The sequence below is a fragment of the Aquabacterium humicola genome, from assembly GCF_030167915.1.
In the GTDB taxonomy this organism is placed as follows: Bacteria; Pseudomonadota; Gammaproteobacteria; order Burkholderiales; family Burkholderiaceae_C; genus Pseudaquabacterium; species Pseudaquabacterium humicola.
The window spans coordinates 134825-154815 of the sequence record NZ_JARGNB010000002.1 but is presented as its reverse complement, the minus strand read 5'-3'; the positions used below and the strand labels follow the sequence as shown (position 1 = coordinate 154815).

Below are 19991 nucleotides of genomic sequence, written 5' to 3'. Positions count from 1 at the left end.
CGACATGCGGCGTTTTGAATGGCTCTTGTTGTCATCCACCGGGTCTGCCGGTGGCGTGGCCACGCCTCTTGAACGCTTGGAACAGGGCAACCCCAACGACCGCCGATGTCCCGGACCGCTACAGTAGCGCCCGTTCTGTGCGCCACCGTGCAGTATTTCCACTGATCAGCCTGACGCCGAGATGACAGCTTCCCGTTCTTCGTCCACCCCGATGGCGCTGTGGCTCGGCCTCGCGCTCGCGGTGATCCTGCTCGACCAGCTGACCAAGGTGCTGATCCTCGGCGAGTTCGCGCTGCACGACAGCCGCACCATCACCTCTTACTTCAACCTGGTGCGTGCGCACAACACCGGCGCGGCCTTCTCCTTCCTCGCCGACGCCGCCGGCTGGCAGCGCTGGTTCTTCGTCGCGCTCGGCTTCGTGGCCTCGGGCTTCATCATCTGGATGCTGAAGACGCACCCCGAGCAGCGGCTCTTCTGCTTCGCGGTGTCGATGATCCTCGGCGGCGCGCTCGGCAACGTCATCGACCGCCTGCTGCACGGCTACGTCGTCGACTTCCTGCAGTTCCACTGGCGCTGGCTGGCGCCGATGTTTCCCGGCGGTTACTTCCCGAGCTTCAACCTCGCCGACAGCGCGATCACGCTCGGCGCGGTGTGCCTGGTGATCGACGAGCTGCGGCGGGTGCGCAAGGCGTGAAACCGATCCGCCGCAGCAGCCGCCTGCCGCGCCGCGACGACAGCGCGCCGCCGCAGCCGCTGCTCGGGTTTGACGAACTGCGCCACTACGAATGGCTGCAGCTGCCGATGTGGGTGTTCGACGCCGACCGCTCGGCGATCCCGTGGGCCAACGAGGCGGGCCTGGTGTTCTGGCGCGCGACCACCGGCGACGAGCTGGCCGCACGCGACTTCTCCGACATCTCGCCCGCCGCGCGCGAACGGCTGGTGGCCAGCATGGCGCAGCACGCGCAAGGGCGGCTGGTGCGCGAATCCTGGACGCTGTACCCACGCGACGAGCCGCTGACCTCCGAGCTGGTCTCGCGCGGCGTGCGCCTGCCCGATGGCCGGCCGGCGATCCTGTTCGCGTCCGAACCGCTGGCCGCCAGCTATGACGCGAGCATGCTGCGCGGGCTGGAGGCGCTGCGCCATGCGGCGGTGCGCGTCGCGCTGCACCGCATCGACGGTGGTCCGGCGCTGATGCGCAACCCCGCCGCGCTGGCCGCCTTCGGCCCGATCGACGGCGCCGACGCGCAGCCGGAACCGACGCTCGACGCGCTGCTGGTCGAGCCGGCGCTGACCGAAGCCATCGTCGAGACCGTGCGCGACGGCCAGGCCTACGCCGGCGAGGCGCTGCTGCGCACGCGCGACGGCGAACGCTGGCACGCCATCGACGCCCGCGCGGTGCGCGACCCGGTCACCGGCAACGCGGTGCTGCAGTTCAACGCCCGCGACATCAGCGACCTGAAGGCCGCGCTCGCCGCGCTGGAAGCCGCGCGCGATGCCGCGGAAGCGGCCAACCGCGCGAAGAGCGCGTTCCTGGCCAACATGAGCCACGAGCTGCGCACGCCGATGAACGGCGTGCTGAACCTGACGCGCCTGGTGCTGGAAACGCGGCTCGAACCGCGCCAGCGCCACTTCCTCGAGCTGTCGCTGCAGTCGGCACAGGGGCTGATGCAGATCATCGACGACGTGCTGGACCTGTCGAAGATCGAGGCCGACAAGATGCAGCTGGCGCCGCTGCCGGTGTCGCTGAACGAGGTGCTGCGCGGTGCGCTGGCGCCGCTGCAGGTGCAGGCCACGCAGCGCGGCCTGGCCTTCGACTGGACCATCGACGCCGACGTGCCCGACGCGGTGGTCGCCGACGCGCCGCGCTGGCGCCAGATCCTGCTGAACCTCGCCGGCAACGCGCTGAAGTTCACCGAGCAGGGCGGCGTGCGCGTGCACCTGCAGAAGCTGGCCGCCGACGCGTCGCACGCGCTGCTGGCGTGCAGCGTGAAGGACAGCGGCATTGGCATGACGGCCGAGCAGCTGGCCGTCGTCTTCGAGCCTTTCACGCAGGCCGACTCCAGCGTCACCCGGCGCTATGGTGGCACCGGGCTCGGCCTGTCGATCGTGCGGCGCCTGGTGCAGCTGATGGGCGGCCGCATCGAGGTCGACAGCCACCCCGGCGTCGGCAGTTGCTTCCGCTTCGTCGTGCCGGTGGGGATCGCCTGACGCCGGTTACGGCAGCAGCACGCTCGAGCCGGTCGTATTGCGGGCCTCGAGTTCCACATGCGCCCGGGCCACGTCGGCCAGCGGATAACGCTGGTCGATGCGGATCTTCACCGCGCCGCTTTGCACCACGCCGAACAGGTCCTCGGCCATCGCCTGCGTCGCCTCGCGCGTCGCGATGTGGGTGAACAGCGTCGCGCGCGTCACGTACAGCGAGCCCTTGGGGCCCAGGATGCCGGGCGCGAACGGCGGCACCGGGCCCGACGCGTTGCCGAAGCTCGCCAGCAGGCCGAACGGCCGCAGCACGTTCAGCGAGCCTTCGAAGGTGTCCTTGCCGACCGAGTCGTAGACCACCTTGACGCCGGCGCCGCCGGTGATCTTCTTCACCTCGGCGACGAAGTCCTGCGTGCGGTAGTTGATCGCATGCGCGGCGCCGTGCGCCAGCGCCAGCGCGCACTTGGCGTCGCTGCCGGCGGTGGCGATCAGCTGCAGGCCCATCGCCTTCGCCCACTGGCAGGCGATCAGCCCGACACCGCCCGCCGCGGCATGCCACAGCACGTGGTCGCCCGCCTGCAGGCCGCCCTGCGGCTGCGTCTTCTTCAGCAGGTACTGCGCGGTCAGGCCCTTGAGCATCATCGCCGCCGCGGTGTCGAAGGCGATGTCGTCGGGCAGCTTCACCACGCACTTGGCCGGCATCACCCGCGCCTGCGAATAGCTGCCCGGCGGGTTGCTGGCGTAGGCCGCGCGGTCACCGGCCTTGAGGTGCGTGACGCCCTCGCCGACCGCCTCGACGATGCCGGCGCCCTCCATGCCCAGGGTCAGCGGCAGCGGGTTCTGGTACAGGCCGGTGCGTTGGTAGACATCGATGAAGTTCAGGCCCACCGCGTGGTGGCGGATGCGGATCTCGCCCGGGCCGGGTTCGCCGACCGCGACGTCGACGAGCGTCAGCACCTCGGGGCCGCCGTACTGCTGGATCTGGATCGCCTGCGTCATGTGCCGCTCCTCGGGTGCTGTGGGAATCCCGGAGAGCCTACGCGATGTCGCAACAACCCTGCACGAGCGAGATGATTGACGCACGCGCTACCGCTGGCACCTTGGCGACTGTCCGCCGGCGTGGGCGCGGTGAAGATCGCGACCGATCGATTCGCTGCACTTCGGGAGACTTCCATGTCCGACCTCTTCTCGCTCACCGGCCGCGTCGCGCTGGTCACCGGCGGCTCGCGCGGCATCGGCCGCATGATCGCCGCCGGCTTCCTGCGCGCCGGCGCCGCGCGCGTCTACATCACCGCGCGCAAGGCCGACGCCTGCGTCGCCGCGGCGGCCGAGCTGTCGTCGCTGGGCCCCTGCATCGCGCTGCCGCACGACATCTCGACGCACGTCGGGCTGCAGGCGCTGGTCGACGAGATCACGGCGCGCGAACCTGCGCTGCACATCCTCGTCAACAACGCCGGCGCGGCCTGGGGCGCGGCCTTCGACGAGTTCCCCGAGAGCGGCTGGGACAAGGTGATGAACCTCAACGTCAAGACGCCGTTCTTCCTGACGCAGGCGCTGCACGCGCCGCTGAAGAAGGGGGCGACCGAAGCGCAGCCGGCCAAGGTGATCAACATCGCGTCGATCGACGGGCTGTCGGTGAACCCGATGGAGACCTACTCGTACGCCGCCAGCAAGGCCGGCCTGATCCACCTGACCAAGCGCATGGCGCTGCGCCTGGTGCAGGACCACATCGTCGTCAGCGCGATCGCGCCCGGCGCCTTCGCGTCCGACATGAACAAGGACGCGCGCGACCACGGCGATGCGGTCGCCAAGCGCATCCCGTCCGGCCGCATCGGCGTCGACGACGACATGGCCGGCGCGGCGATCTACCTCGCCTCGCGCGCCGGCGACTACGTCGTCGGCACGACGCTGACGGTGGACGGCGGCGTGACGCTGGCGCGCTAGGCAAGAAGGTACTCGCGCGCCATCTCGCGCGCGCGGTGCAGCCGGCTCTTCACCGCCGCCGGCGTCAGCTGCAGGCGCGCGGCGAGCTCGGCGATCGACAGCTCCTCGAAATCGCGCAGCAGGATGACCTCGCGGTAGTGCGCCGGCAGCGACTGCAGCGCCTGCGCGAGCTCGACGCGCAGCTGGTCGGTCGTGCGCACCGCGAGCCAGCGTTCGAGTTGCGCTTCGTCGTAGGGGTCATAGCGCAGCGCGACGCGGCCCAGGCGCCGGCACTCGCGCTGCACGATGCGGATCAGCCAGCCCGAGAACGCCGCCAGCGCACGCAGCTGGTGCACGCGCCGCGCCAGCACCCACAGCGCTTCCTGCACCGCATCGTCGACGTCGCTGATCAGGCAGTGGCGCTGCGCGTAGCGGCGCACGTCCGGACGCGCGATGCGCAGCAGCTGCTGCAGCGCGTTGGCGTCGCCGGCATGCGCGGCGACCAGCACCGGTTCGGCGCCGGTGAACATCAGTTCAGCTTCCGGCCGACCATCGCGCAGGCGGGGCACCAGCCCAGCAGCCCCGACACGACGAGGCCGCCGACGCCCGCGGCGACCAGCCAGCTCGTCGGCGCCGGCAGCAGCAGCAGCGCCGCCACCGCCCCGCAGCCGCCGCCCACCACGCGCAGCACCCGTTCCCATCCCGGCACATTCTTCACGTACAGCATGTTCTCACTCTCCGAAGTTGATCGAGGACGACCCTCGCCCCCCAAGAGGCGCGCAAGATGCGGATGGATTCGCGCTGCAACGAAAAAAAGTTCGCCCTCGGGTCCTCCCACAATTGAAGCGGCCCGGCGTGGCCGCTAGCCTGCATCGCTTCGCCCCCTCCCGCCTGCCGACCACGCGCCGCCGATGACCCTGCTGTTGATCCGCCATGGCGAGACCGCGCACAACGCGGGCCGCGTGCTGCAGCCCGCGGACACGCCGCTGTCGACGCGCGGACAGGCGCAGGCGCGCGCGCTGGCGAAACGGCTGGCCGGCGCCGGCATCGCCGGCATCGCGACGAGCAACCTGCCGCGCGCGCACCAGACCGCCTGCGCGATCGCCAAGGCCTGCGGCCTGCCGCTGATCGAGCTGCCGCTGCTGCAGGAGCGCAACTTCGGCGTGCTGCGCGGCCGGCCCTACGACGAGCTCGGCTTCGATCCGCTGGCCATGGAAGAAGCGCCCGCGGGCGGCGAATCCGCGCGCAGCTTCGAGGCCCGCGCCGCCGCCGCGTTCGAAGCGCTGCTGCCGCTGCGGCGCGAGTTCGGCGGGCCGCTGGCGGTGGTCACGCACGGCCTGCTGCTGCGCGCCTGGCTGCAGCGCGGGCCGCTGCAGCTCGACAGCGGCCAGGCGCCGCCGACCTCCATCGCCAACGCCTCGATCACGATCGTCACCGCGCGCCCGCCGCACCACGTGCTGCGCGTCAACGACACCGAGCACCTCGACGACGGCGTGCGCGGCGCGGGGCGCACGCTGGCCGGCGGCTGAACCGGACGCACAGGACGCTGGCGAACAACGGGCGGAAGCCCTAAGGCTGCTGCGGCCAGTGCCGCTCGAACACCGCGACAAACGCCGGGTGCTGCTCGACCTTCTCGAAGACCAGCGCCCAGGCCGGCCGCGCGGCGCGCAGATGCGGGCGCGAGCCCGACCACTTCGACACCACGGTGGCCAGGATGTCCAGCGCGCTCGGCGCCGCGCCGCCGAGGAAGGGATGGGCGGGAAACTGGTCGGCGAAGCGGTCCCAGAGCTCATGCAGCCGCGCCCGGCTGCGCTGCACGACGCGCTTGGCTTCGTCCTCGCTGGGGCCGGGCAGCACGCGCTCGGGGTAGTCGATGACGCCGATCGTCGCGTAGCAGTTGGCGGCGATGTAGACCAGGCCGCGCAGCACCGTCGCGCGGCCGGCCGGGTCTTCCGGCAGCAGGCCGCTCGCCGGATGGCGCAGGCCCAGCTCGATCAGGATCGCGGCGCTCTCGCTCATCACCGTGCCGTCGTCGAAGACCAGTGTCGGGATCTGCGCCAGCGGGTTCACGCGCTTCAGCTCGTCCAGCGACGACGCCGGGTCCCAGCTGGCTGCATTGACGAGCTGGTACGGCCGGTCCACCAGGTTCAGTGCCGCTTCGATCGCGGCGGAGCCGCTGCCCTGGTAGCCGTACAAGGTCAATGACATGCCGATCGCTCCTGAGGCCAAGTGCAGGGGAAGAGGGAGCCCTCCGCGGCAAGCCGCGTGCCGCAGCCGTCCGTCACGAACAAGAGACGTTGCGCGCCGGGCCGCCGTCAGCCCGACGTCGCCATCACTTCGCCCATGCGGATCGCGCCGCCGGGCGCCCAGCGCGGGTTGAAGCGCAGGGCCTGCTTCGGGAACAGCATCACCACCGTCGAGCCGAGCAGGAAGCGCCCCATCTCGTCGCCCTGCTTCAGCAGCACCGGCGCGCCGTCGTCGTAGCGCCACTCGCGCAGCTGCCCGCTGCGCGGCGGGTTGACGACGCCGTGCCACACCGTCGCCATGCTGCCGACGATCGTCGCACCGACCAGCGCCAGCACGAAAGGACCGAGCGGCCCGTCGAAGACGCAGACCACGCGCTCGTTGCGGGCGAAGAGGCCCGGCACGCCGCGCGCCGTCGTCGGGTTCACCGAGAAGAGGTCGCCCGGCACGTGGATCATGCGCCGCAGCCGGCCGTCGCACGGCATGTGGATGCGGTGGTAGTCCTTCGGGCTCAGGTACAGCGTCGCGAACCAGCCGTGGTCGAACAACGCGGCCAGCGTCGCGTCGCCGCCGACCATCGCGGTCGTCGAGTACCGGTGCCCCTTGGCCTGGAAGATCTGGTCGTGCTCGATCGCGCCGAACTGGCTGATCGCACCATCGACCGGGCAGATCAGCGCCGCGTCGGCAAGCGGCCGCGCGCCGGCCTTCAGCGCGCGGGTGAAGAACTCGTTGAAGCTGGCATAGGCCGCCGGATCGGGCTCGGCCGCCTCGGCCATGTCGACGCCGTAGCGCGCGATGAAGCGCCGGATCGCCGCCGTCGTCAGCGCACCCGCGCGCCGCGACGCGAACGCACCGGCCAGCGTGGTCAGCGCCTGCTTGGGCAGCAGGTATTGCGGCAGGACGGCGAGGCGGTCGGACACGGGGGCGGGGCCTGCGGGCCTTCGAAGCGGGCCGCCAGTGTAGCGAGGCGGACTCCGCGCGCCGCGGAGCCGGGCTCGCCGCTCAGTGCACCGCCGCCGCCTTCAGCTTCGACAGCTTCGCCGAGTACCGCATCTGGTCCTCGCGCGTGCCGCTGTTCTCGGCGGCGATCGCCAGGTGCTTGCGCGCCTGCGCCGCATCGCCCAGGTGCAGGTGCGCGAGCGCGAGCCAGAAGTGGAACTCGTGGTAGTCGGGGTCGCGGCGCAGCTCGCGTTCGAAGGCGCTGCGCGCGGCGCGGTAGTCGGCGCGGCGCATCGCTTCGAGGCCCTCGTTGAAGTGCTTGAACGGCGGGTCGGGCTGCAGCTTGGCCAGCGTCGCCAGCAGCTGCTGCGATTCCTCGTGCTGGCCGCGGTCGGCCAGCAGCTGCGCGAGGTTGCCCATCACGTTGGTATTGCGCGGCTCCAGCGCCAGCGCGAAGCGCAGCACGCGTTCGGAATCGTCGATGTTGCCGTGGCGGCGGTAGACGACGCCCAGCGTGTTGTAGGCGATCAGCAGCTGCGGGTCCTGGCGTATCGCGGCGCGGGCGTACCAGTAGGCCTCGTCGAGCCGGTTCGCGGCCATCGCCTCGGCGGCGCGGTTGTTGAAGTACATCGCCACCAGCGTCTCTTCGTCGACCAGCTCGAAGCGCTGGCCGCGCAGGTCGGCCTGCGGCAGGAAGTCGATCGTCAGCCAGTCGGGGCGGCCGAAGTCGGCGCCGGGCATGCGGGTGAGCAGCCGGCCGAGCGAGACGTTGACATGGCCGAAGGTGAAGTACAGGTCGCCGCGGCGGCCCCAGGTCGGGTCGACGAAGACGCTCTGGTAGCGCACCGGCATGCCGGCATGCTTGGCGAAGGCCGCGGTCATGATGACCAGCGACATGCAGTTGCCCGCGCGTGCCTCGAAGGCCTGCGCGGCGCCGCGGGTGAACTCGTTGTCGTAGCGCAGCTTGAGCCGGTCGCTGGTGTACAGCGCCTCGATCAACCCGCGCTGCATGCCCTGGCGGCGCTGCATCGGCTCGACCACCTGGTCGTAGTACTCGCGCATCGCCGGTGTCATCTCGAAGACGCTGGCCGGGTCGATGCGCTCGGCCGGCGGCGCGAAGGCGCCGTCGTTGAACAGCACCTGGGTGCTCGTCGTCGGCACCACCGGCTTGGCCGCGCACGCGGCCAGCAGGACCGTCATCAGCCACAACACCCAACGTCTCATCGCCCGCTCCTTCCGGCACCACGTGCCCACGGACCGCCTGCCAGCGCGAGTCCGCGGCCGCCGCGCTCGTCATGCAACCAGCATAGGCGATCGGAGGTGTCCGCGGCGAGCGTGATGCGATGGGCGGCGGTCAGAACGTGCCAGGGTACGCGCCGCCGTCGATCAGCAGGTTCTGCCCGGTCAGGTAGCCGGCGTGGCGGCTGCACAGGAACGCGCAGGCCTGGCCGAACTCGTCGGCGTTGCCGAAGCGCTGCGCCGGAATCGCCTCGCGGCGCGACGCGGCGATCTCGTCGGGCAGCCGGCCGCTCTTGGCCGCGGCGTTGCGGAAGCCGGCCTGCAGGCGGTCGGTGTCGAAGGCGCCGGGCAGCAGGTTGTTGATCGTCACGTTGCGCCCGGCCAGCCGCGGCTGGCGCGCCAGCCCGGCGACGAAGCCGGTCAGCCCGCTGCGGGCGCCGTTGGACAACCCCAGCGTGTCGATCGGCGCCTTCACCGCGCCCGAGGTGATGTTGACGATGCGGCCGAAGCCGCGCTCGGCCATCGCATCGACGGTCGCCTTGATCAGCTCGATCGGCGTCAGCATGTTGGCGTCGAGCGCGCGGATCCAGGCCTCGCGGTCCCACTCGCGGAAATCGCCGGGTGGCGGGCCGCCGGCGTTGTTGATCAGGATGTCGATGCGCGGGCAGGCGGCCAGCGCCGCGGCACGGCCCTCGGGCGTCGTGATGTCGCCGGCGACCGTGCGCACCTCGATCGCCGGATGGATCGCGCGCAGTTCGGCCGCGGTGGCCTCCAGCGCCTGCGGCCCGCGCGCGGTGACCACCAGGTTCACGCCCTCGCGCGCCAGCGCCTGCGCGCAGCCCTTGCCGAGGCCCTTGCTCGCGGCGCACACCAGCGCCCAGCAGCCTGCGATGCCCAGATCCATCGTCCATCCTTTCGAGAGAAGAAAACCGTGTCAGCGCCAGCGCGCCAGCAACCAGACGCCGGCCAGCACGCCGAGCGTGCCGGTGGCGGTCCACGACGTGAAGGGTTCGCCGAGGATCAGCACACCCATGATGATCGTGCTGACCGGCCCGACCATGCCGATCTGCGAGGCCAGCGCCGGTCCCAGGCGCTCGATCGCCAGCATCGTCAGCAGCACCGGCGTCACGGTGCAGGCCACCGCGTTCAGCAGCGACAGCCCGATGACCGGCGCCGGCACGATCGCGTCGCCCAGCGGCCGCAGCAGCAGGAACTGCGCGATGCACAACACGCAGGCGACGGTGCTGGCCAGCCCCGTCAGCCGCAGCGCACCGAGGCGCTGCACGACCTCGCCGCTGAAGAGCAGGAACAGCGCATAGCTGGCCGTGCTGCCGAGCACCAGCAGCGCGCCGAGCGCGATCTGCGGCCGCTGCAGCCCGAGCTCGTGGCCGAAGACCAGCGCGACGCCGGCATAACTGACGCTCATCGCCAGCACCTGCCGACCGGTGATGCGGCGGCCGTGGCGCCACCAGCCGAGCAGCAGCACGAAGGTCGGCGTCAGGTACAGGATCAGCCGCTCGAGGCTCGCGCTGATGTACTGCAGGCCGGCGAAATCGAGGTAGCTCGCGAGGTAGTAGCCGCTGAAGCCGAGGCCGAACACCGCCAGGCGGTCGCGCCGGTCCAGCGGCAGCCGGCCGCGACCGGCCCACCAGGCGATCAGCACGAACAGCGGCAGCGCGAACAGCATGCGGTACATCAGCAGCACGACCGCGTCGACATCGTGGCGGTAGGCCAGCTTGACGATGATGGCCTTGCCGGAAAACGCGATCGCGCCGCCGAGCGCGAGCGGCAGGCCGGGCCACAGCTGCACGGGCGCCGCCGCGGCGGACGAAGGAGGGGAACTCACCGGCTCATTCTCGCCGCCCCCCGGCTGGAGGGTTCGACCCCCCGCCGATGCGGGGCTTGCGCCGATGCGTCGGCCGGGATGCCGGTGCTAGGCTGCGAAATCCTCGCCGTCGCCGAAGCGCGCGCATGCCCTCCTCCATCCACTCGACCCCTTCCTCGCCCGTCGCCTTGCCCGGGTCCGGCACCATTCCCGTGACCCCGATGGCGCGGCTGGCACTGTCGCTGCTGCTGGTGGCGGCGGTGCCGCTGCTCTGGCAGCTGAGCCCGCAATACGACATCTCCGGCGTGATGGTCGCGCCGCTCGTGCCGGCGCTGGCACTGGCGCTGGCGGCCACCGCCTGCATCGGCTGGCGCGCGCTGCCGGCGCTGGCCGCCGGCGCGGCGATCGGCGCCGCCGGCTGGCCGCTCGGTGCGCCAGGCGCGGTCGGCATCACCGACGCGCTGACGCTGCTGGCGCAGGCGGCCTTCGGCGGCCTGCTGATGCGGCGTTCGGGCCGCCCCGATGACCTCGCACTGGAAACCGACGGCGCGATCCGGCGCCTCGCCGCGTCGGCGCTGGCCTGCGGACTGATCGGCGGCTTCGCGCGGCTGGCGCTGGACCTCGCCTGGGCCGACTCGCCGGCGCAGCGGCCGCTGTTCGTCGCGCTGGTGCGCGCCACCGCCGACGGCGCCAGCGTGCTGCTGCTGACGCCGGTGCTGCTGGCCTTCCTCGCGCCGCAGAAGCAGCGCTGGCAGGCGCGCCGGCGCACCGTCGTGCTGCCGCTGGCGCTGCTGGTGGCGCTGTCGCTGGCGGCTTTCGCCGGCATCGAGAACCGCGAGCGCGGCCACGCCCAGGCCCGCTTCGAGCGGGATGCCGATGTCGTCTTCGCACGCACGCAGGCGCTGCTGGACGCCCCGGCGCTGGCGGTGCAGGCGCTGGGCGGCGCGATGCGCAACGCGAACCCGGCCCTGAGCGCACCGGCCTTCGACGCGCTGGCGCGGCCCTGGCTCGCGCGCATGTCGGGCGTGGCCCATCTCGGCTGGCTCGACACGCCGCGTGGCGACGGCAGCGGCGCACCGACGGTGCGTCACCTGATCGGCCGGGGCGCGACCGCCGGCGGCGCGCCCGCCGCGGACACCGACACCCTGCCGGCGAGCCTGCTCGCCCGCAACGGCCTGGGGCGCACGCTCACCGCCGATGCGGTGCAGGCGTCGCCGCTGGCGTCCATCGGCAACGACCGTTCGGGCTTCGTGCTGTACCAGGCCTTGCCGCTGGAAGCCGGCGCCAGCGCCCGGTCCGTCGTCTTCGCCACCGTGCTCGGCGATGCGCTGATGACACCCTTGCTGGCCTCGCGCACCGACGCGCTGCGGGTGTGCCTGGTCGATGCCGACGGGCGCTCCGAACGCCGCCGCCTCTACGGCGGCAGCGGCTGCGAGAGCGCGATCGGTGCCGACAGCAGCGGCTTCGCGCGCGAAGCCGGCTTCGACTTCGGCGGGCGCCGCTGGACGATGCGCATCAGCCAGCCGCTGCGCACGCCCGGCGGCGTCTGGCTGTTCGCGCTGCCGGCGCTGGCCGGCGGCGGGCTCTTCGCACTGCTGCTGCTGAAGGTCACCGGCCGCGTCGAGCGCATCGAGGCCGACGCGCGCAGCCGCACCGGCGAGCTGCGGCGCGAGATCGAGCAGCTGCGCCAGGCGCACCACCGCGACGAACAGGCGCTCGATGGCGCCTTCGAGGCCGCCCAGACCGGTCTCGCGCTGCTCGAAGCCGACGGCCGCGTGCAGCGCGCCAACGCGGCCTTCGCCGAGCTGGTCGGCCTGCCGGTGGCCGACGTGAAGCGCAAGCCGATCGACGAGCTGCTGGGCGACGCGACGCGCCCGCAGCGCGACGCGCTGGCGACGATGCTGCACGAGGCCGGCAACGAGCTGGTGCACCAGACGCTGCGGCTGAAGCTGCCGTCGGGCCGGGTGCTGCCGGCGCTGGTGACCCTGCGCGTGCTGCGCGACACCGACGGCCGCGCGACGGCCGCGGTCTGCGCGCTGCACGACCTGTCCGACCAGCTGCGCCGCCGCCACGCCGAACGCGTGCTCGGCGAGGTGATGGATCTGTCGGGCAGCAACCCGCCGACGCTGCCGCCGCCCTTGCGCACGACGACGCGCAGCGTCCCGACATCCGCGCAGCGCATCCTGTGCATCCACCGCGATGCCGCGCACGCGGCGGTCGTGCACCAGGCCCTGGCCGACCGGCCGCAGGTGCAGCTGGCGCTGGCCGAGAGCGGTGCGAGTGCCCTGTCGCGGGCGGTGGCCGATGCCCCGCACCTGATCGTGCTCGACGCCGAGCTGGCAGACGGCGACGGCCTGCAGGTGCTGCGCCAGCTGCAGGCCGACCAGCGCACGCGGTCGATTCCGGTGGTCGTGCTGTCGGACGATCCGCGCCCGGCGCGCATCGATGCCGCATTCGCCGAAGGCGCGCGGGCCTACCTGACCCGGCCCGTCGACGCGGCCAAGCTGTCGGCGACGATCGACGAGCTGATCTGATCGCCGCCTCGGCCGCGACGCGGCCGGAGCAGCCACAAGAAAAAGCCGGCCCGCGGGCCGGCTTTTCTTGATGGCAGCGGACGAGCGGCCAGCCGTTCGGTGGCCGCTCCTCTGGGGCGCTAGTCCTCGTCCTGGAACGCTTCCTGGCGCTTGGCCTTGATCGACGGCAGCATCACGATCGCGATCAGCGCCGCGGCGGCGAGCAGCAGGCCGGCCGACAGCGGCTTGGTCCCGAAGGTCATCCAGTCGCCACGCGACAGCAGCAGCGCGCGGCGCAGGTTCTCCTCCATCATCGGCCCGAGGATGAAGCCCAGCAGCAGCGGGGCGGGTTCGCAGCCGAGCTTGTAGAACGCGTAGCCGACGACGGCAAAGACGGCCGTCATGTAGACGTCGAAGCTGTTGTTGTTCAGCGTGTACGTGCCGATGCAGCAGAAGGTGACGATGGCCGGGAACAGGAAGCGGTAGGGCACCGTCAGCAGCTTGATCCAGATGCCGATCAGCGGCAGGTTCAGCACCACCAGCATCAGGTTGCCGATCCACATCGACGCGATCAGGCCCCAGAAGAGCTGCGGGTTGCTGGTCATCACCTGCGGACCGGGCTGGATGCCCTTGATCGTCATCGCGCCGACCATCAGCGCCATCACCGCGTTCGGCGGGATGCCCAGCGTCAGCATCGGGATGAACGAGGTCTGCGCACCGGCGTTGTTGGCCGACTCGGGGCCCGCGACACCGCGGATGTCGCCCTTGCCGAAACGGCCGCTCGGTCCGGCGATCTTCTTCTCGAGCGTGTAGGCCGCGAAGGACGACAGCAGCGCCCCGCCGCCCGGCAGCACGCCGAGGATCGAGCCCAGGGCCGTGCCGCGCAGCACCGCCGGCCAGGCTTCCTTGAAGTCCTGCTTCGTCGGCCACAGGCCCTTGACGTCCTTCGTGAAGACCTCGCGGTGCTCGGCCGGGCGGCCGAGGTTGGCAACGATCTCGCCGAAGCCGAACACGCCCATCGCGATGACGACGAAGCCGATGCCGTCGGTCAGTTCGGGGATGTCGAAGCTGTAGCGCGGCACGCCGGAGATCACGTCGGTGTTGATCTGCCCCATCAGCAGGCCGAGGATGATCATCGCGATCGCCTTGATCAGCGAGCCGGAGGCCAGCACGACCGCGCCGACGAGGCCCAGCACCATCAGCGAGAAGTACTCGGCCGGGCCGAACTTGAAGGCCAGCTCGGTCAGCGGCGGCGCGAACGCGGCGATGACGATGGTGCCGACGCAGCCGGCAAAGAACGAGCCGAGGCCCGCGGCGGCGAGCGCCGCGCCAGCGCGGCCCTCGCGCGCCATCGCGTAGCCGTCGATCGCCGTCACCACCGAGCTCGACTCGCCCGGCACGTTGATCAGGATCGCGGTCGTCGAGCCGCCGTACTGGGCGCCGTAGTAGATGCCGGCCAGCATGATCAGCGCCGGCGTCGCGTCGAGCGCGTAGATCGACGGCAGCAGCATCGCGATCGTCGCGACGGGTCCGAGGCCCGGCAGCACACCGATCAGCGTGCCCAGCACCGCGCCGCCGAAGGCGTACAGCAGGTTCTGGAACGTGAAGGCGACGCCGAAGCCGAGCGCGAGGTTTTGCAGCAGTTCCATCGCGTCGTCCTCAGGTGGTCAGGAAGGTCGGCCAGAGCGGGATCACCAGCTTCAGGCCGAGGATGAAGATCAGGTACGAGCCGATCGTCAGCACGAGCACGCTGATCACCGCGTCCTTCCAGTGGAACTCGTCGCCCGCGAGGCTCGTCATGATGATCAGGATCGGCAGCGAGATCGCCATGCCCAGCCGAGGCAGCAGCAGGCCGAAGACCACGACCGCGACAACGATCGTGATCAGCGGCTTCCAGGCCCAGGCGCCGATCGGCTCGCCGTCGTCGGTCTCGATGGTCAGCGCCTCGAACAGGATGAAGGCGCCCAGGATGGCCAGCAGCACGCCGAGGCCGAACGGGAAATAGCCGGGCCCGGGACGGGCGGCCGCGCCGAAGCTGTAGTTCGTGGCGCCCCAGGCGAAACCGACGCCGACGGCAACGAACATCAACCCCGACCAGAAGTCTTTCTGGCTCTTGATCTTCACGACCACTGTCTCCTCGGGAACCACCCCCGGATGCGAAAGATTCTAGGGAGCGGTCCCGGGGCCTGCGGTGTGGTTTCCACGCATGCGGCCCGAAGCCGTCGGCCCCGTTCGCCGCGCTTCAGGCTTCGTTCCAGCCCGGGGTCGAGCGCAGCACTTCGTCGATGGTGGTCAGGCCTTCGGCGACCTTCATCGTGCCGGCCAGGCGCAGTGGCCGCATGCCTTCCTTGACGGCCACCTTGCGCAGCGCGGCGACATCGAGCTGCGGATGGATCGCGCGCCGCGCGTCATCGCCGAGGACCAGCAGCTCGTAGAGGCCGACGCGGCCGCGGTAGCCGGTGTTGCGGCATTCGAGGCAGCCCACCGGCTTGTACGGCCGCACGCCGCCGGACAGCCGCCACGGCTTCGAGAAGTCGTCAAGCGCGTCGCGCGTCAGCGTTTCGTCGCGCGCCTTGCAGGCCGGGCACAGCGTGCGCGCGAGCCGCTGCGCGAGCACGCCGATCACCGTCGCGGTGATCAGGTAGGTCGGCACGCCGAGGTCCGCCAGCCGGGTGATCGCCGAGGCCGCGTCGTTGGTGTGCAAGGTGCTGAAGACGAGGTGGCCCGTCAGCGCGGCCTGGATCGCCATCTCGGCCGTGGCCAGGTCGCGGATCTCGCCGACCATGATGATGTCGGGGTCCTGCCGCATCAGCGCGCGCAGTCCTTCGGCGAAGCCCATGTCGAGCGCGGCCTGCACCTGGGTCTGGTTGAACGCCGGCTCGATCATCTCGATCGGGTCCTCGATGGTGCAGACGTTGACCTGGTCGGTGGCCAGCGACTTCAGCGTCGAATAGAGCGTCGTGGTCTTGCCGCTGCCGGTGGGGCCGGTGACGAGGATGATGCCGTGCGCCCGCCCGATCAGCGACTGCCAGCGCTCGCCGTCGTGCGACGAAAAACCGAGCGCCTCTACCGTCTTGACCACCGTCTCCGGATCGAAGACCCGCATCACCATCTTCTCGCCGAAGGCGGTGGGCAGCGTCGACAGGCGCATCTCGACCTCGCCGCCGGGTCCTTCGGGCGTGTCCGGCCGCTTGGTCTTGATGCGCCCGTCCAGGGGCCGCCGCTTCTCGACGACGTCCATGCGGCCGAGCAGCTTGATGCGCGCGATCATCGCGTTCATGACCGTCAGCGGCACCTGGTAGACCGTGTGCAGCACGCCGTCGATGCGGAAGCGGATCACGCCCATCTCGCGACGCGGCTCCAGGTGCAGGTCGCTCGCGCGCTGGTCGAAGGCGTACTGCCACAGCCAGTCGACGACCTGCACCACGCCCTGGTCGTTGGCATCGAGCTGCTTGTTGCTCTTGCCCAGCTCGACCAGCTGCTCGAAGCTGGCGGTGGCCGACGCCTCGCCGGTCTTCTGCGCATGGCGCACCGACTTCGCCAGCGCGTAGAACTCGGTCGTATAACGCGCGATGTCATCGGGGTTCGCGACCACCAGCTTCACCCGCCGGCGCGCATGCGATTCGATCTCGCCGACCCAGCCGGTATCGAAGGGCTCGCTGGTAGCGATGGTCACCTCGGTCACGCTGACGTTGACCGGCAGCACCTTGCGCATCTCGGCGTACTGCACGCTCATCACGTCGGCGACGCGGCCGACGTCGACCTTCAGCGGGTCGATGCGCAGGTACGGCAGCTTCGCGCGGCCGGCCAGCCACTCGGTCAGCGCTTCGGTGTCGAGCGCCCTGTTCCCGCGTTGCAGGCCGGCCCGGCCCAGCCGCACCAGCGCCGGCAGGCTCGAGTCGCCGGCGCCGAAGCGCTTGCCCACGCGCTCGGCATCGGCCGGCTGCACCCAGCCGTCCTCGCGCAGCCAGTCCAGCAGCTGGCGCCAGTCGAGCCGGCCGCGCGGCGCGGCGGGCGGAGACGGCGAAGCCGGCGCCGAAGCGGCAGCGGGAGGTCGAGGACGCGGCGCATGGGTGGCGGTCATCGGGCCCCATCTTAGCCCTGGCCCGGCGCGCGCCTGCCGAGGGCCCCGCCAGCCGTCTCCTATCTCACGAAAGACGCGGCCAAGCGACAAAAAAAAGGCCCGCCGTCCGGCGGGCCTTCGCTGTGGTCTTGGTGGAGCCGGCGGGAATCGAACCCGCGTCCGCAAGCCGTCATCGGCCAGTTCTACATGCGTAGCTGTCTGATTTGAGTCTCGCGGTCCCGGTCGCGCAGCAGCACGCTACCGGACCCGCCAGTCACTTGAGTCTCGCTCCGTCCCGAATGACGCGGGACGGCACCAGCCAATGTGAATAACCTCGCAGGCGTCGACCCTTGCGGATCTCAGCCCCGGCCCATCGGCCAACCGTTGCGAGGCTCACCGGTGTTAAGCGGCGAGGGCGTACGAAGTATCGTTCGCAGTTACTTTGTTTCCAGTTGGATTTACGAGCTCACTGGCGCTCGGCATGCCCTGAACCGACTCTGTACCCACGTCGAAGCCAGGTCGGCCCCAGCGAAGCGGTAGTTTAGGCCAGACCCGGCCATTTCAAGAGCGCAGGGGGTTCTTCGAGGATCGCATCGGCGCCCCAGCGCTCGATCGGCTCGCTCGCGCCCAGGTAACCCCAGGCGGCGGCCAGCGTCGGCATGCCCGCGGCGCGGCCGGCCTGCATGTCGCGCAGGTCGTCGCCGACGTAGATGCAGGCCGACGGATCGAGGTCCAGCCGGCGTGCGGCCTCCAGCAACGGCGCGGGATGCGGCTTGGCGTGCGGCGTCGTGTCACCGGCGATCAGCACCGCCGCGCGCCGGTGCAGCCCGAGGCCTTCGACCAGCGGCGCGGTGAAGCGCATCGCCTTGTTGGTCACGATGCCCCAGCGCCGGCCGCTGGCCTCCAGCGCCGCGAGCACGGGCGCCATCGCCGAAAAGACCTGCGTGCGCTTGAGCAGGCCCTGCTCGTAGCGGGCGAGGAAGGCATCACGCAGGCCCTCGAAACGGTCATCGCCCGGCGCCACGCCGAAGGCCGCGCCGACCATGCCGCGCGCACCGCTGCCGACCATCGGCCGCAGGGCTTCGTACGGCAGCGGCGGCAGGCCGTGCTCGGCACGCAGGTCGTTGGCGGCGCCGGCGAGGTCTGGCGCGCTGTCGACCAGCGTGCCGTCGAGGTCGAACAGCACCGCCTCGCAGCGCAGGGACACGGCGTCGGTCATGAGACCCACTTGGCGCTGCGCGCCGTCCCCCCGAGGGGGAATTCGCCCTTCGGGCGGCCGTGCGGGCTCATGACGGGCGCCGGCAGGCCACGAGGTAGTTCACCGAGGTGTCGGCGCTGAGCCAGTAGCGCTGCGTCAGCGGGTTGTATTCCATGCCCTTGAGCTGATCGACCACCAGACCGGCCTCGCGCGCCCAGCCGGCCAGCTCGCTCGGGCGGATGAAGCGCGCGTACTCGTGCGTGCCCTTGGGCAGCATCTTCAGCAGGTGCTCGGCGCCGACGATCGCGAAGGCGAAGGCCTTGGCGTTGCGGTTGATCGTCGAGAAGAAGACCCAGCCGCCGGGCTTGACCAGCGCGGCGCAGGCCTGCACCACCGAGGCCGGCGTCGGCACGTGCTCGAGCATTTCCATGCAGGTGACCACGTCGAAGCCGGCGGGCGCTTCAGCGGCCAGCGCCTCGGCCGCGACCTCGCGGTAGTCGAGGTTCTCGACGCCCGCTTCCATCGCGTGCAGCTGCGCGACGCGCAGCGGCTTCACCGACAGGTCGATGCCCAGCACCGACGCGCCACGCGCGGCCATCGACTCGGCCAGGATGCCCCCGCCGCAGCCGATGTCGACGACGCGCCGGCCCTTGAGCTTCGCGAGCCCGTCGATCCAGTCCAGGCGCAACGGGTTGATCTGGTGCAGCGGGCGGAACTCGCCCTGCGGGTCCCACCAGCGGTGGGCCAGCTCGCCGAACTTCGCGAGCTCCTGGGGATCGGCGTTGATCGTCATGAGGACGCCATCGTAACGGTGCGCGAAGCACTGCTTCACGATCCCGGTCAGGAAAAGAAAAACCCCGCCGAGGCGGGGTTCGCAGATCGGGTCCGCGCGATGCGGACCCGGGAGCGGCTACAGGCGCTTACTTGCGCGTGCGCGTACCGACGACCTCGATCTCGGTGCGGCGGTTCTTCGCGCGGCCTTCGTCGGTCTTGTTGTCGGCGACCGGCTGCTTCTCGCCCTTGCCTTCGGTGTAGACCCGGTTCTTCTCGACGCCCTTGCTGACCAGGTACTCCTTGACGGCTTCCGAGCGCTTCACGGAGAGCTTCTGGTTGTAGGCGTCCGAGCCGATCGAGTCGGTGTGGCCGACGGCGATGATGACCTCGAGGTTGATGCCCTGGGTCTTGCTGACCAGGTCATCGAGCTTGGCCTTGGCTTCCGGCTTCAGCACCGACTTGTCGAAGTCGAAGAACGCGTCGGCGGCGAAGGTGACCTTCTCGCTGACCGGGGCCGGCGGGGCGGGCGGCGCAGCGGGCGCGGCGGCCGGCGGCGCGGCCGGAGCGGGTGCGGCCGGAGCGGCGGCCGGGGGCGGGGGCGGCGCGACCGGAGCCGGCGGCGGCTTGATCTCGCCGTCGCAACCCGGCGCGGCGGTCGCCGGCGTCCAGTTCGCATTGCGCCAGCACAGCGTGCCGTCGCCATTGCGCCAGACGGTGGCGTTGTCGGCCGCGCGCCAGTTGTCGATCGACTTGGCCTGCGCGAAAGCGACCATCGGCACGGCCAGAGCGGCCGAGGCGAAGAGCACCGCCACCTTGTTCAGTTTCTTCATGATTCTCCTCTCGAGGAAAGCCGCAGTAGCCTGCGAAACGTCCAAATCGGAAGCAAGAAAAGCTGGCAAAGACCTGTTTTGGCGAGCCTTCACCACCGACGAGTCATTGTGCCAGCAGGATTTCGCGCAAGGCCTGTTTTGGCCGCCGCCGGCCCGGCCGCTCCGCCGCGATGTTGCTCGGCCGCGACAGCGTTGGGCGCCGCATAGAATCACCGATTGCCGCACGGGCCGTTCCGCCGCGGCC

The 19991-nt window shown here is 71.0% G+C and carries 19 protein-coding genes and 1 other RNA gene; 5 read left to right on the top strand and 15 right to left on the bottom strand.

Annotation, left to right across the window (positions count from 1 at the left end; translation table 11 throughout):
* Positions 1-181 precede the first annotated feature (181 nt).
* Both lspA and P1K89_RS10985 read left to right on the top strand, forming a co-directional pair.
* Positions 182-694 (top strand): signal peptidase II, encoded by a 513-nt coding sequence (gene lspA, locus P1K89_RS10990; protein WP_284616493.1) that lies wholly within the window; start codon positions 182-184, stop codon positions 692-694.
* The gene (locus P1K89_RS10985) at positions 691-2208 is read left to right on the top strand and encodes a hybrid sensor histidine kinase/response regulator (protein WP_284616492.1); all 1518 of its coding nucleotides are present in this window, start codon (positions 691-693) and stop codon (positions 2206-2208) included. Before lspA ends, P1K89_RS10985 begins: the two co-directional genes overlap by 4 nt.
* Positions 2209-2214: 6 nt before the next feature.
* On the opposite strand, the gene P1K89_RS10980 is transcribed toward P1K89_RS10985, so the two are convergent.
* Positions 2215-3198: a quinone oxidoreductase family protein gene (locus P1K89_RS10980; protein WP_284616491.1), complete on the bottom strand. Its 984-nt coding sequence runs from the start codon at positions 3196-3198 to the stop codon at positions 2215-2217.
* A gap of 174 nt (positions 3199-3372) precedes the next feature.
* On the opposite strand from P1K89_RS10980, the gene P1K89_RS10975 reads away from it, so the two are divergent.
* Positions 3373-4143, top strand: a complete 771-nt coding sequence (locus tag P1K89_RS10975; RefSeq protein ID WP_284616490.1) for an SDR family oxidoreductase — start codon at positions 3373-3375, stop codon at positions 4141-4143.
* On the opposite strand, the gene P1K89_RS10970 is transcribed toward P1K89_RS10975, so the two are convergent.
* Both P1K89_RS10970 and P1K89_RS10965 read right to left on the bottom strand, forming a co-directional pair.
* On the bottom strand, positions 4140-4652 hold the full coding sequence (locus tag P1K89_RS10970; protein WP_284616489.1) for an RNA polymerase sigma factor: 513 nt from the start codon (positions 4650-4652) through the stop codon (positions 4140-4142). The two genes, P1K89_RS10975 and P1K89_RS10970, sit on opposite strands and share 4 nt — an antisense overlap.
* Positions 4652-4849 (bottom strand): YgaP family membrane protein, encoded by a 198-nt coding sequence (locus P1K89_RS10965; RefSeq protein WP_284616488.1) that lies wholly within the window; start codon positions 4847-4849, stop codon positions 4652-4654. Before P1K89_RS10965 ends, P1K89_RS10970 begins: the two co-directional genes overlap by 1 nt.
* 184 nt (positions 4850-5033) lie before the next feature.
* On the opposite strand from P1K89_RS10965, the gene P1K89_RS10960 reads away from it, so the two are divergent.
* Complete coding sequence (locus P1K89_RS10960) at positions 5034-5651, top strand: histidine phosphatase family protein (protein ID WP_284616487.1); 618 nt, start codon at positions 5034-5036, stop codon at positions 5649-5651.
* A 40-nt stretch (positions 5652-5691) separates the two neighbouring features.
* Here the strand turns inward: P1K89_RS10960 and P1K89_RS10955 are convergent, their stop codons facing one another.
* The 5 genes from P1K89_RS10955 to P1K89_RS10935 form a co-directional block, all read right to left on the bottom strand.
* Complete coding sequence (locus P1K89_RS10955; protein WP_284616486.1) at positions 5692-6330, bottom strand: glutathione S-transferase family protein; 639 nt, start codon at positions 6328-6330, stop codon at positions 5692-5694.
* A gap of 107 nt (positions 6331-6437) precedes the next feature.
* Positions 6438-7286 (bottom strand): archaetidylserine decarboxylase, encoded by an 849-nt coding sequence (asd, locus tag P1K89_RS10950; protein WP_284616485.1) that lies wholly within the window; start codon positions 7284-7286, stop codon positions 6438-6440.
* An 82-nt stretch (positions 7287-7368) separates the two neighbouring features.
* Entirely contained in the window at positions 7369-8529 is a 1161-nt protein-coding gene (locus P1K89_RS10945; RefSeq protein WP_284616484.1) for a tetratricopeptide repeat protein, read from the bottom strand.
* A gap of 130 nt (positions 8530-8659) precedes the next feature.
* Positions 8660-9448 (bottom strand): SDR family oxidoreductase, encoded by a 789-nt coding sequence (locus P1K89_RS10940; protein ID WP_284616483.1) that lies wholly within the window; start codon positions 9446-9448, stop codon positions 8660-8662.
* A 30-nt stretch (positions 9449-9478) separates the two neighbouring features.
* Positions 9479-10390 carry a DMT family transporter gene (locus P1K89_RS10935; protein ID WP_284616482.1) on the bottom strand — a complete coding sequence of 304 codons (912 nt, stop codon included), beginning with the start codon at positions 10388-10390 and terminating at the stop codon, positions 9479-9481.
* A gap of 200 nt (positions 10391-10590) precedes the next feature.
* Between P1K89_RS10935 and P1K89_RS10930 the strand changes: the two genes are divergently transcribed.
* Positions 10591-12903, top strand: coding sequence for a response regulator (locus P1K89_RS10930; protein ID WP_284616481.1), 2313 nt, complete (start codon positions 10591-10593; stop codon positions 12901-12903).
* Positions 12904-13022: 119 nt separating this feature from the next.
* Here P1K89_RS10930 and P1K89_RS10925 read toward each other — a convergent pair whose 3' ends face one another.
* The 7 genes from P1K89_RS10925 to ompA form a co-directional block, all read right to left on the bottom strand.
* The gene (locus P1K89_RS10925; protein WP_284616480.1) at positions 13023-14531 is read right to left on the bottom strand and encodes a tripartite tricarboxylate transporter permease; all 1509 of its coding nucleotides are present in this window, start codon (positions 14529-14531) and stop codon (positions 13023-13025) included.
* A gap of 10 nt (positions 14532-14541) precedes the next feature.
* Positions 14542-15006, bottom strand: a complete 465-nt coding sequence (locus P1K89_RS10920; protein WP_284616479.1) for a tripartite tricarboxylate transporter TctB family protein — start codon at positions 15004-15006, stop codon at positions 14542-14544.
* Positions 15007-15124: 118 nt separating this feature from the next.
* Complete coding sequence (locus P1K89_RS10915; RefSeq protein ID WP_284616478.1) at positions 15125-16966, bottom strand: GspE/PulE family protein; 1842 nt, start codon at positions 16964-16966, stop codon at positions 15125-15127.
* A 129-nt stretch (positions 16967-17095) separates the two neighbouring features.
* Positions 17096-17472, bottom strand: a transfer-messenger RNA (tmRNA) gene (gene ssrA / locus P1K89_RS10910).
* 14 nt (positions 17473-17486) lie between these two features.
* Positions 17487-18164 carry a phosphoglycolate phosphatase gene (gene gph, locus P1K89_RS10905; RefSeq protein WP_284616477.1) on the bottom strand — a complete coding sequence of 226 codons (678 nt, stop codon included), beginning with the start codon at positions 18162-18164 and terminating at the stop codon, positions 17487-17489.
* Positions 18165-18231: 67 nt separating this feature from the next.
* Positions 18232-18936: a bifunctional 2-polyprenyl-6-hydroxyphenol methylase/3-demethylubiquinol 3-O-methyltransferase UbiG gene (gene ubiG / locus P1K89_RS10900; protein WP_284616476.1), complete on the bottom strand. Its 705-nt coding sequence runs from the start codon at positions 18934-18936 to the stop codon at positions 18232-18234.
* Between the two features lie 127 nt (positions 18937-19063).
* Positions 19064-19747 (bottom strand): outer membrane protein OmpA, encoded by a 684-nt coding sequence (gene ompA, locus P1K89_RS10895; RefSeq protein WP_284616475.1) that lies wholly within the window; start codon positions 19745-19747, stop codon positions 19064-19066.
* Positions 19748-19991 lie beyond the last annotated feature (244 nt).